Consider the following 11,123-nt stretch of genomic DNA (forward strand, 5'->3'; position numbering starts at 1 on the left):
AACGCGTGCCGCCGGCGGGAACGCAAATCACCATGGACCAAAGCGCAATGACGTCCCGAGCCGGTACAGGGCTGGCCATGTTCGGGGCGGCCGTGCTGCTCGCATCGGCCGGCGCAGTTCGAGCCGAGCCGACGCGCTACCCTTTCACCCTTGAGAACTGTGGAACGGACATCAACTTCAAGGGGGCGCCCAAGAGGGTCGTATCCGTAGGCCAGACGCAGACGGAGATCCTGTACGCCCTCGGTCTCGCGGACCGCGTCGTCGGCACCGCCGTTTGGTTCGGGCCCGTCGCCAGGCCCTACGAGGCGGCGAACGCACAGGTGCCACGGCTCGCCGACAACACGCCGAGCTTCGAATCCGTGCTTAATCAAACGCCGGACCTCGTGACGGCGATGTTCGCATGGCACATCGGCCCGCACGGGGCCGTGGCCCGGCGCGAGCAGTTCACTGACCTAAGCGTGCCCGTCTACGTGTCGCCGGCCGATTGCGTAGGCAAGGACAACTCCGCTCCGGGCGACGGTGTGCGCACGCTGCCCTTCAGCATGGACCTGGTCTACCGCAACGTCCGCGAGCTTGGACGGATCTTCGACGTCTCGACCCGAGCCGAGACGCTGGCGAGCGAGTTGAAGGCCCGCGAGGACGCGGCCATCGCGTCCATGGCCGACAGCCCGGTACGCGGGATGCCGGTCGTCGTGTGGTTCTCCAGCCGGGACGTCAAAGGCGACGCCTTCCTAGCGGGGGCCAAGGGCGTTCCGGCCTACATCCTCGACAAGCTCGGGGCACGCAACGTGATCACCACGAACGAGGAGTGGCCCCAGGTGAGCTGGGAGAGCATCGCGGTCGCCGATCCCGCCGTCATCGTCCTCGTAAAGATGGACCGCCGCCTGTTCCCGGCCGACGACCTTGCGGTGAAACTCGACTTCCTCAGGACCGACCCGGTCGCACGGCGCCTGACGGCAGTTCGCGAGAACCGCATCGTCGTCATGGATGCCGCTGCGACGCGGCCGGGGCTCGGGACCATCGATGGAATGGTCTCGCTGGCGCGGGAGTTTCGTACGCTCGGGCCTGCCCGGTGAGGGCCGTCGTAGTCACTGGGTCCGCTTGGCTACCTTGGTCCATCGCCGCAGTCGCATCGCTGGCGATGCTCTGCCTGGCCGTCGCCCTGGCGATGACCGTGGGCGAGATGCAGATCCCGCTGGCGGTCGTCATGCGGGCGCTCGGTAACGCGACGCTCGATCTCGGCTATGCGGTCAGCCCAATCCAACAAGGCGTGCTGCTCGACTACCGGCTCAGCCGCGCCCTGTTCGCGGCCTCCTGCGGCGGAGCGCTCGCGGTTTGCGGCGTCATCCTGCAAGCCCTGCTCCGGAACCCCCTCGCCGAACCCTACCTCCTCGGCATCTCGGCCGGGGCCTCCACGGGCGCCGTCGCGGTGATGGTGCTCGGCCTAGGCGGCGCGGCGCTTGGGATCTCGGGCGGCGCGCTCCTTGGCGCAGTCCTGGCAATCCTGACCGTCGCCCTGCTTGCGGCCGGCTCCGGCGGCACCAGCGAGCGTGTGATCCTCTCCGGGGTCGCGGCCGCCCAGATCTTCAACGCCGCGACGGCTACCATCGTGACGACCTTCGCCAGCGCCGAGCAGGCACGCGGCGTGATGTTCTGGCTCCTTGGAAGCCTCGGCGGTGTGCGCTGGCCGGACGTCTGGCTCGCGGCGCCGGTGACGCTCGTGGGGTTCGCGATCTGCCTTGCGCATGCCCGCACCCTCGACGCCTTCACCTTCGGGGAGGATGCCGCGGCCTCGCTCGGCGTGTCCATTCCCCGGGCCCGCCTCGTGCTCTTCGCGACGACGGCCGCGATGACGGCCATCATGGTCAGCATCGCGGGTGCGGTGGGCTTCGTCGGCCTGCTGATCCCGCATGCCGTCCGGCTCGTCGTCGGTCCACGCCATATCCGCCTTCTGCCGGCAGCTCTGGTGACCGGGGCGGCGTTCCTGGTGGTCGCCGACATCCTGTCCCGCACCCTGATCGCGCGTCAGGTCCTGCCGATCGGGGTGGTCACGGCCCTGTTCGGGGCGCCGGCCTTCGCCCTGATCCTTACCCGCGCGCGGCGCCGGGCATGACGATCGCGGCACGGGACGTCCGTTGGAATGCCGGCGGCAGGATGATCGTAGACGGCGTGACGCTGGCGGCGGCGCCGGGGCGGATGCTCGGCGTCGTCGGTCCGAACGGTTCGGGTAAGTCGAGCCTCCTGCGCCTGCTCTGCGGCTTGCGGAACGTAGGAAGCGGCGTTGTGACCCTCGATGGTGGGAACATCCGCGATCTCCCGCGCCGGGCCATTGCCCGGCGCATCGCATCCGTCGAGCAACACGCCGGCACGCAGGAGAACGTGACGGTCGAGGACGTCGTGCGCCTGGGACGGACCCCGTACCGAGGGGCGTTGTCGCCCTGGACGGAGGCCGACGAGGCCGCGTTTGAACGGGCCCTCGCGCAGGTCGGCATGGACCTCCGACGCAACCAACCCTGGGCGACCCTGTCGGGCGGCGAGCGCCAACGGACGCAGATCGCCCGGGCTCTCGCGCAGGAGCCCGGCGAGCTCATCCTCGACGAGCCGACTAACCATCTCGACGTGCGCCATCAGCTCGACGTCCTGTCGCTGGTGCGCAGGCTGGGCATCACCAGTATCGTCGCCCTGCATGACCTGAACCTGGCTGCCTTGTTCTGCGACGAGGTCGCCGTCCTGAACGAAGGCCGTTTGGTTCGCTCCGGGCCGCCTGCGGCGGTCCTGACGGCCGCGTTGATCCAGGAGGTCTTCGGTGTGCGCGCCGAGGTCCACGCCTCGGCATTCAGCGGCCGGCCACACATCGAGTACCGCTTGGACTGAACGACGGGGAGTGCCACGATCATGAGTGCATCCGAGGTCGCCGACGGCGTGACCGCCTACTGGGACGCTCGCGCCCCCCGCTTCGACGGCGCCGCAGCCCATGTCCGCTCGCCGGACGACTGGACGAAGGTCCTTGCGGCGGCGTTTTGCGTCGACGGACCCAAGGACGTCGTCGACCTCGGGACCGGAACGGGTGCGTGCGCGCTCGCCGCGGCTTCCCTCGGCCATCGCGTCCGGGCGTATGACGGCTCGGCACGAATGCTTGCCGTCGCATGCGCGGCCGCCGGCAAGGCAGGGCTCGATATCGAGTTCGTACAGGCGCTCATCACGGACGCCCCGCTCGAACCGGCAAGCGCCGACATCGTCACGATCCGCAACGTGCTCTGGACGCTCGAACGACCAGGTGAGGCGCTACAGGTCGCCCGTCGCACCCTGCGCCCGGGTGGCCGTGTCGTCGTGTCCGATGGGATGTGGTCGGTCGCGCCGGGGGAACGCTCGGACTATGCCGGGGATCTCGCCGCACGGCTTCCGTTCCATGCCGGCCTGCGCGAGGTTGATGCCCAAGACTTGCTAAAAGCGGAAGGATTCACCGAGGTCGTCGCGTGGCAGCACCTGTTTCGCTCTGCGCCCTATCCAGGTGACGTTCCCATGTTCGTGCTTTCCGCGCGACGCGATGATCCGGGCCAGAATTTTCGGAGCAAACCTGACAGAAAAGAGGATGGTCCTATAGCGAACCATGCCAAGACCGAACATCCGCCTCGACAGTATGAGTGACGTAGCAGCACCGTAAGAAAGAGCCGATATGCTGACACACTCTATCATCGGTATGTCGCGCCATCGGCATGGTCGTTCAAGCTAGGTAAATCCCGTTGATCGGAATCGTTCTACAGAGAGCATCCGATCATGACAGGGGTGTGGGTGTCACACCGCCCAGCTACCGTCCGCGGCCGGAATTCGACCGGCCACCGTCATCCCTGCTCACGCAGGGATGTGGTGACGCGACTGTCGGAAGCGGACACGGCCCTCGCGATCCGCCTCTAGGGCCTGATGCCTTTGTCGGCACGATGCCGTTTAGGTCAGGCGCTACGGGCCTGTTCCGGATGTCGGCCTTCGGCGAACTCCTCGATGATCTTGGCGCAGAAGGCCGGCAGGTCCTTCGGGTTGCGGCTGGTGACGAGGCCCCTGTCGACCACCACCTCCGCATCGACCCATTCCCCGCCCGCGTTGCGGATGTCCGTCTTCACGGTCGGGAACGAGGTGAGCTTGCGGCCCTTCACGACGTCGGCCTCCACCAGCGTCCAGGGCCCATGGCAAATGACGCCGACCGGCTTGCCCTGCTGGAAAAAGTCCCGGACGAAGCCGACCACGGCCTCGCTGCCCCGGAGCTTGTCGGCCCCGACGCTGCCACCGGGGATGACGAGCCCGTCGAATTCCGAAGCGGACACGCCGTCGATGGCCTTGTCGACCGGATACTTCCCGGCCGGGTCGAGGTCGTTGTTGACCGTCTCGGCCTCGCCGGCCTCAAGCCCGACCACCGTGACGGTCGCGCCGGCCGCGAGCAGTGCCTCGCGGGGCTTCGTGAACTCCGGCTCCTCCGTCCCGCGAGGGGCGATCAGGATAGCGATGGTCTTTCCCTGAAGGGTCATGGGTTATTCCTCTCTGTGTGATTGTCGGAAGGAGTGGCCTCAGGCCGGGATGCTCTCGGGCGAGGCGGTGTTCTCGGCGGTCACGCCGTTCTCGCAGTGCCGGAACTCGCTCAGCGCCCGGTAGACCTGAAGGCGCGCCCGCATCACCGAGCCGAGCGGCCGATGCGCCGCGAGGCTGTGCGCGGGGCGGAAGGTCATCACCTCGTCGAAGTAGCGCACCCGCTCGGGGGAATAGGCGTCCTGTCGGGGCAGGCGGAGCGTCGCCACTGTACGGTACGGGCTGACCGCGACCGGCCAATCGACCGACGCGTCTTCGATGGGCTGGCGCTCGGGGTCGGCCCAGAGCTGCGCCCTCAACTCGAAGACCACGTCGGTCTCGCGGAAGAACGCCGCCGCCGCGTGACGAAAACCGTCCTCGTCGCCGTGTGGGTCGAGGCGCCATGCGGCGAGGTCCCGTTGTGCCGGCGAGGCGGGCACCGCACCGAGCTTGGCCACGTAATCGCCGAACCGCATCGGCGCCTGGCTGAAGTAGCTGTCGGCCAGGGGGTGGCTGTAGGGATGGCCCAGGAAATCGGCCATGGCGCTTTCCGTGCCGAACGCGTGCAGCACCCTGTTGAGGTTGCGGGCCGTTGCTGCGACGGCGCTCTTCACACCCTCGGGCAACCCGGTCGACTTGCCGATGACCGTGCCGTCGCGCAGGAAGCCCGCCGCTGTGCCCGACGGGAAGGTCGTGCCGGTTGCGAGCACGAAGTCCTGGGTGTCGACGTCGTGGCCGGGCAGCCTCTCGCCTGGTACGCCGAAGACCTTGATCGACATGCCGCGATGGGTCGACACCCTGTCGCCCAGGATCTCCCCCGGCCCCTGCGCGAAGCGCACCGCCACCGCGTGCTTGCCCGGCATGGCAAAAAGGCCCTGCGCGAGTTCCGGCGGCAGGTTCTCCGGGACTACCATCTCCCCGACGACGCAGGCCGAACTCTTGGCATGGCTCGCCCGGACCGCGTGATGCTGGCGCTTCTCCACCACCTGCGACTGCTGCAGCATCCCTTGGATGATGCCGTCGATGGACTTCTGCTCGTCGAGGGCGACCGTCTCGACGTCGGGTGCGTAGCGAAGGTAAGCCATGCTCGTTTCCGGTTCGGCGCGAGGGCGCGTCACAACAAAGCGTCAGAGATGCCGGACTGATCCAATCAGGCCGGAAACGGCTCTAGCGGGTGTAGGCAGCCCAGGCTTTCACCCCACGGCTTCGGGTGGCCACCGTCTCGGTCGCAGGTTCCCGGGACGACAGCATCAACGACGCGCTGGCGGACACCAATCCGGCCATCGCCCGAAGGTCGTCTGGCTGCCGGTGGTTGCGCGCGACAGCCTCCGCCTCATGCATGAGACGAAGGTTGCAGGCCTTGGTCGCAAGACTACCGTCAGGTGTGCATGCATCATGTCGGGCGCAGGCCGCATCGAGGGCATCCACCGGTGCCGCAGGCGCGTTGTTGCCCGGGCCACAGTAGTTGCCGTGTATCAGGGCGGTCCGGGCCTGCCGGTCCGCGGTCTGTGCCGCGACAGGCCCGGCAAGGACGGGGGCGAGCGGCAGCGTGAAGGCAAGCCTATAGATCATTGCAGGTCCTACCGTCCGGCCTTTAGACAGATCGTGCTCGAATGCACCCGGCTTTCACTGTGAGTTCCGCGGGAAAAGCCTTCCGGACACGCTCCGGTTCCAGGCTGGTCGCGATGTCGCAACCGAACGCGATGCCGGGGTGCAGTGGGACGCGTCCGACGCCGGCCTCGCGGACGAGGCCCTCGACCCCGGCACGACCGCGGACGGCCAGGATCTTGAGGGACTCTTACTTGGCGGAAATAAAATCATCTCGGCGCCAGCATTTGCTGTTGGCGCCGACCGCCATGAGACGTCTGTTCAACAGCCTGATGATGTCTGGGAACGGAGCGATGCGCACGTCGTTCATCCCGACGCCATACCGATCCGGAGCCTCCGACCTTGCAAGCGCCCGTCCGCTACAGCCCCCACGTCGAACAGGTCGGGCCCGACGAGGGCGCGACAATCGACAAATTGAACGAGACGTTCGACACGATCCTGCAGACCGTCGCCGATCATTCGGGGCATGCCGTCAGATCCGTGCACGCCAAGGCGCACGGCATCCTGGAGGGTACGTTGACGGTGGACGCCGGGCTGCCTCCCGAATTGGCCCAGGGACTGTTCGCCACGCCCGGCGAGCACAAGGTCTACATGCGGATGTCGACCAATGCCGGCGATATCCTGCCCGATGCGGTCTCGCTTCCGCGCGGCCTCGCCCTGAAGGTGCTCGACGTAGAGGGTGAGCGGCTCCCGGGTGCCGAGGGCACGACCCAGAACTTCATCATGGTCAACGGCACGGTCTTCCAGGCCCCGAGCGCCGAGAAGTTCCTGGGCAGCCTGAAGCTGCTGGCCGGCACGACCGACCGGGTCGAGGGTCTGAAGGTCGCCGCCTCCACGGTGCTGCGCGGGGTGAACAAGGCGCTCCACGCGGTCGGCATCGACAGTCCGACCATCGGCGCGCTCGGCGGCGCACCCAACGTCGATCCATTGGGTGAGACCTACTACAGCGTCACGCCGTTCAGGTACGGGGACCACATCGCGAAGTTCTCGGTGGCCCCCGTCGCGCCGGCGCTGACTGCGCTGACCGGCCGCGAGATCGACGCCTCCGGCCGCCCGAACGCGATCCGCGAGACGGTGCAGTCCGAGATGGCCGGCATCGCGGGCGAGTGGGAGTTCCGCGTCCAGCTCTGCCGCGACCTCGAGCGCCAGCCGGTCGAGGATCCGACGGTCGAATGGAGCGAGGACGAGGCACCGTTCCAGCGTGTCGGGCGCATCCGGGTTCAGCCGCAGGACAGTTGGGACCCGGGCCGCGTCGATGCCGTCGACGAGCACATGCGCTTCAACGTCTGGACCGGCCTCGCCGCGCACCGTCCGCTCGGAAACATCAATCGTGCCCGCAACGCGCCCTACAAGCACTCGGCCGAGTTCCGCCAGCGCTTCAACGGCTGCCCGATCCATGAACCCGGCAGCGGCCGCTGAGGGAGGAATGTGCATGCGTGTCGTCATCGTGCCGGCCGCGGCTGCCCTGATCCTTCTAGGTGCGACCCGGGTTCAGGCGGACGACACCGCGCCGACGGAACTGAAGCCCTTCAACGTCACCATCCGGGTGTTCGACCCGACGAAGGGCCTGGAAAACGGCCAGAACCATGTGCTGCCGGTCGACAGTCCGGACGCAGAGCACGCCATCGCCTCGACCACCGCCAACGCCGCCTCGTTCACGCGCGAGGCGGAGGGGGACAAGGCGCTGCCCGTCGCGTTGACCTGCGTGACGGTCGAGGCGCGCTGAGGCGACAGCAGTCAGGGGACAAACGACGTCGCGAGGGTCGACGCCGAGGGGGGCCCCGGCGTCGACCCCCGGTGGCACGAAACCGCATCACCTCATCGTGGCGGGGCATCGTCGCCGGACCTGCACGACGACGAGGGCGCGGATCCGGAAACTTCGTCCGTCCCGTACGCGATCGCCGGCCTCGAGTGAACCGCCGCCCATGGAACGGGTGGCCGGTGCGGTGGTTCAGTGACCCCACGATGCCCAGCGGCAGCTTCGCACCGTCGTCACTGCAACGGGAGGATCCGCATTGCTGCTCTACGATCATCCGCTGTCGTCCTACGCGCAGAAGGTCAAGATCGCCCTGCGCGAGAAGGGCCTGCCCTTCATCACCGAGCTGCCGGAGAGTTTCGGCACCGGTCGGAGCGACGGGCCCTTCGCCGCCGCCAACCCCCGAACCGAGGTGCCGGTGCTGATCGACGGCGCGGTGTCGATCTTCGAGTCGACCGTGATCCTCGAGTACATCGAGGAGCGCTGGCCCGAACCGCCGCTGCTGCCGCGGGATCCCGCTGCCCGCGCTTTCGCCCGGATGACCGAGGACGTGTGCGATACGCAGTACGAGGCCGTGAACTGGGGCTTCGGCGAGGTCCTGTGGTTCGGCCGGGCCACCGGCACGCTCGCCGAGCACCTGATGGCCCAGGCGCGAGCGCAGACGCGGGCGCTTCAGGAATGGCTCACCCGGCGGCTCGGCGCCGCGGACTGGTTCGGGGGTGCCGGTTTCGGCTGGGCAGACGCGGCCGTCGCACCGATGGTCAATCGCTCCGTTCATTACGGCCTCGGGCCGGAACCCGGCAGCCCGCTCGCCGCCTGGCACGCGCGCCTCCGGCGGCGGCCTTCCGTGGCCGCCACGTTCATCGAGTTCGACGCCGCCGCCGCCAAGATGGCCGCCGCCTCCGACCTCTACACGACCGGCGAGCGCCGCCGCGAGTACCGCGACCACCGCCTCGAATGGATGATCAAGTCCGGCGGCGTCGCGGTCGTGCTCGCCGGCCTTCGCGACGGCAACATCCGTTTTCCATGGCCGCAGGGTGACTGAGGGCTCTGTCGCGCCGCCAAGAAACCCGGCGAACCTTCACCGTCGCGCCCACGCGCGCAGATCGGCGACGAAGAGGTCAGGCGCCTCCATCGCGGCGAAGTGGCCGCCCCGGGGCATCGCCTGCCAGCGCGTCACCGCGTAGCCGCGCTCCACCCATTCCCGCGGAGGTACCGGCGTCCGAGGATCGGGATAGGCAGCGAACGCCGTCGGCACGGTCACGCGTTGGCCTGGCGGCATCCGACGGACCCCTTCGGCCTGCGCGCCGGCGTAGTACCACGTCGCGGACTCGAACGCGTCCGTCAGGATGTAGAGCAGGGCGTTGGTCAGCAGTTGGTCCTTCGAGAACACCTGCGCGAACGGCCGCCCGCGCAGGTCCGCCCAGTCGTGGAAGCGCTCGACCAGCCAGGCCAATTGCGCGACTGGCTCGTCCGCCATGGCGTAGCCCAGGGAGAGTGGCTTCGTGCCCTGGAGTTGCGCATAGGCCCCGAGCGCCTTCTGGCTGGCGTCGGCCTCCATCTGCCATGCCCGCTCCGCGGCGCTCTCCGGCTCGGCATCCGGTTGCACCAACAGGTAGTTGAGATGGATCCCATCGAGTGATGCGGCGTGATCGAGACCGAGCCAGGCCGCAACCCCTGCCCCCCAGTCTCCGCCCTGCACGCGGTAGCGCGGGTAGCCCAGCCCCTCGCGCATCAGACGGTCGAACAGGCGCGCCGTGGTGCGCGGGCCGATCGGCGCGGCGGGCTTGCCGGAGAAGCCGAAGCCGGGAAGCGCCGGAATCACGAGGTCGAACGCATCCTCCGGCTGCCCGCCATGGCGCGAGGGGAAGGCCAGCGGCTCGATCACGCGCCAGAACTCGTAGATCGAGCCGGGCCAGCCGTGGATCAACAGAAGCGGCCGCCTGCCGTTGGCTTCACCGACAACGTGTACGGCGTGCAAGTCGAGATCCTCGACCCGGATCAGGACCTGCGGGAAGCGGTTGAGTTCGGCCGCCGCGGCCGCCTCGTCGAAGCCGTCGAGCTAGTAGGCGCATAGGTCGGCGAGAACCTCCGGATCGCAGCCGTAACGCCACCCCGCCTCCGCCGGCAGGCGCGGCATGCGATAGGCCCGGACGCGATCCCGGACCCAGGCCAACCTGTCTGCATCCCACGCCACGGTGAACGTCTGCATCGCCGTCCTTTCCATAAGCCGTCGCTCAGAGCTGTCGCGCGGCGGCCTCGAACCGACCGCTCGGATGGGCGGTGACGCGCCGCCGTGGCCCCGCATGGAGAACCCCGAGCTTGGACGAATGTCTGTCATCCGAGCGGGAGGCAGGGGGGGGCACCCCCAGCGTCACGCCTCGCCCCAGAGCGCGCGGACCCGCGCCACGGCCGGCCGCGCGATCATCCGTTCGAAGTACCCGGCGAGGTTGGGCGGGAGCGCGATGCCCTCCTGCGGTGCCCAACGTGTCGCGTAGAACAGCGCGCTGTCGCCGATCGTGAACGCCTCGCCCGCCACGTAAGGGCGCCCCGCCATCTGCCGATCGAGGATCGACAGCGCCTCATCGATGATGGCGCGGCCCTGCTCCCTCACCGAAGCCTGCCCGAGCTTGAGCGTCTGGTGCAGCGTATCCTGCGGCTCGTAGTTCGCCGCCTTGAACAGCCGCCCGAACCCTTGCAGGTGCAGCGTGCCGATGGCGTAGTCCATCACCTCGAGGCCGTGTCGCTCCGCCTCCGGATCAGCCGGGATCAGCCCCGTGTCCGGGTTCGTGCGGGCCAGCCAGGTGGCGATGGCACCGTACTCAGTCATGACGGTCCCGTCGTCGCGCACCAGAGTGGGGACCTTGCCCTTGGGGTTGATCGCCCTGAACGGCTCCTGGCCGGTCTCGCCGCCGGCCACATCCATCTTCACGCTCTCATATGGGCTGCCGATCTCCTCCAGCAGGATGTGGATGCCGATCGCGCAGGTGTGGGGGCCCCAGTAGAACTTCATCGCGTGACCGTGTTTTGGATGGCGGCAGGATGAGGCACGGCGTGGGCTGAGAGCGGCTTATCATGGACGCTTGGGTCGTCCCGACGCCGCGGAGCCTCGATCGGGAAAACGGGAGCGCAGAGGTGGAGTTCCCCCTCGGACACGACCGCCCGGCGCCCTTCCATGTAGCCAGTCGCGTCTGCTTACAGG

Annotated in this window: 13 protein-coding genes and 1 pseudogene; 7 read left to right on the top strand and 7 right to left on the bottom strand. The window is 68.4% G+C overall.

The window, feature by feature from the left end:
• Nucleotides 1-47: 47 nt before the first annotated feature.
• The 4 genes from FVA80_RS18395 (at nucleotide 48) to FVA80_RS18410 (ending at nucleotide 3,648) form a co-directional block, all read left to right on the top strand.
• Entirely contained in the window at nucleotides 48-1,076 is a 1,029-nt protein-coding gene (locus FVA80_RS18395; RefSeq protein ID WP_147907149.1) for an ABC transporter substrate-binding protein, read from the top strand.
• A gap of 65 nt (nucleotides 1,077-1,141) precedes the next feature.
• Nucleotides 1,142-2,113 (top strand): iron chelate uptake ABC transporter family permease subunit, encoded by a 972-nt coding sequence (locus FVA80_RS18400; RefSeq protein ID WP_187193407.1) that lies wholly within the window; start codon nucleotides 1,142-1,144, stop codon nucleotides 2,111-2,113.
• Nucleotides 2,110-2,874: an ABC transporter ATP-binding protein gene (locus FVA80_RS18405; protein ID WP_147907147.1), complete on the top strand. Its 765-nt coding sequence runs from the start codon at nucleotides 2,110-2,112 to the stop codon at nucleotides 2,872-2,874. Before FVA80_RS18400 ends, FVA80_RS18405 begins: the two co-directional genes overlap by 4 nt.
• Nucleotides 2,875-2,895: 21 nt before the next feature.
• Nucleotides 2,896-3,648 (top strand): class I SAM-dependent methyltransferase, encoded by a 753-nt coding sequence (locus FVA80_RS18410; protein WP_147907146.1) that lies wholly within the window; start codon nucleotides 2,896-2,898, stop codon nucleotides 3,646-3,648.
• A 302-nt stretch (nucleotides 3,649-3,950) separates the two neighbouring features.
• On the opposite strand, the gene FVA80_RS18415 is transcribed toward FVA80_RS18410, so the two are convergent.
• The 3 genes from FVA80_RS18415 to FVA80_RS31345 all read right to left on the bottom strand — a co-directional run bounded on the left by FVA80_RS18415 (nucleotide 3,951) and on the right by FVA80_RS31345 (nucleotide 6,129).
• Nucleotides 3,951-4,520, bottom strand: coding sequence for a type 1 glutamine amidotransferase domain-containing protein (locus FVA80_RS18415; protein ID WP_147907145.1), 570 nt, complete (start codon nucleotides 4,518-4,520; stop codon nucleotides 3,951-3,953).
• A gap of 39 nt (nucleotides 4,521-4,559) precedes the next feature.
• Nucleotides 4,560-5,642, bottom strand: coding sequence for a catalase family protein (locus FVA80_RS18420; protein ID WP_147907144.1), 1,083 nt, complete (start codon nucleotides 5,640-5,642; stop codon nucleotides 4,560-4,562).
• 82 nt (nucleotides 5,643-5,724) lie between these two features.
• The gene (locus tag FVA80_RS31345; RefSeq protein ID WP_246692015.1) at nucleotides 5,725-6,129 is read right to left on the bottom strand and encodes a hypothetical protein; all 405 of its coding nucleotides are present in this window, start codon (nucleotides 6,127-6,129) and stop codon (nucleotides 5,725-5,727) included.
• A 378-nt stretch (nucleotides 6,130-6,507) separates the two neighbouring features.
• Here FVA80_RS31345 and FVA80_RS18430 point away from each other — a divergent pair, with 378 nt between their 5' ends.
• The 3 genes from FVA80_RS18430 (at nucleotide 6,508) to FVA80_RS18440 (ending at nucleotide 8,966) form a co-directional block, all read left to right on the top strand.
• A complete protein-coding gene (locus FVA80_RS18430) occupies nucleotides 6,508-7,584 on the top strand; it encodes a catalase family protein (protein WP_147907143.1) in 1,077 nt (358 codons plus the stop codon).
• 13 nt (nucleotides 7,585-7,597) lie between these two features.
• Entirely contained in the window at nucleotides 7,598-7,891 is a 294-nt protein-coding gene (locus FVA80_RS18435; RefSeq protein WP_210249188.1) for a hypothetical protein, read from the top strand.
• A 289-nt stretch (nucleotides 7,892-8,180) separates the two neighbouring features.
• Nucleotides 8,181-8,966, top strand: a complete 786-nt coding sequence (locus FVA80_RS18440; protein WP_147907142.1) for a glutathione S-transferase family protein — start codon at nucleotides 8,181-8,183, stop codon at nucleotides 8,964-8,966.
• A 36-nt stretch (nucleotides 8,967-9,002) separates the two neighbouring features.
• On the opposite strand, the gene FVA80_RS18445 is transcribed toward FVA80_RS18440, so the two are convergent.
• The 4 genes and pseudogenes from FVA80_RS18445 to FVA80_RS18450 form a co-directional block, all read right to left on the bottom strand.
• Entirely contained in the window at nucleotides 9,003-9,851 is an 849-nt protein-coding gene (locus FVA80_RS18445) for an alpha/beta hydrolase (protein ID WP_246692016.1), read from the bottom strand.
• A gap of 24 nt (nucleotides 9,852-9,875) precedes the next feature.
• Nucleotides 9,876-9,926: pseudogene (locus tag FVA80_RS31350) on the bottom strand (hypothetical protein); the annotation flags it as partial.
• A gap of 57 nt (nucleotides 9,927-9,983) precedes the next feature.
• Nucleotides 9,984-10,133: a hypothetical protein gene (locus FVA80_RS31355; RefSeq protein ID WP_246692017.1), complete on the bottom strand. Its 150-nt coding sequence runs from the start codon at nucleotides 10,131-10,133 to the stop codon at nucleotides 9,984-9,986.
• 162 nt (nucleotides 10,134-10,295) lie between these two features.
• Nucleotides 10,296-10,934, bottom strand: coding sequence for a glutathione S-transferase N-terminal domain-containing protein (locus FVA80_RS18450; RefSeq protein WP_147907141.1), 639 nt, complete (start codon nucleotides 10,932-10,934; stop codon nucleotides 10,296-10,298).
• Nucleotides 10,935-11,123: the final 189 nt, after the last annotated feature.

The organism is Methylobacterium sp. WL1 (assembly GCF_008000895.1).
GTDB lineage: Bacteria > Pseudomonadota > Alphaproteobacteria > Rhizobiales > Beijerinckiaceae > Methylobacterium.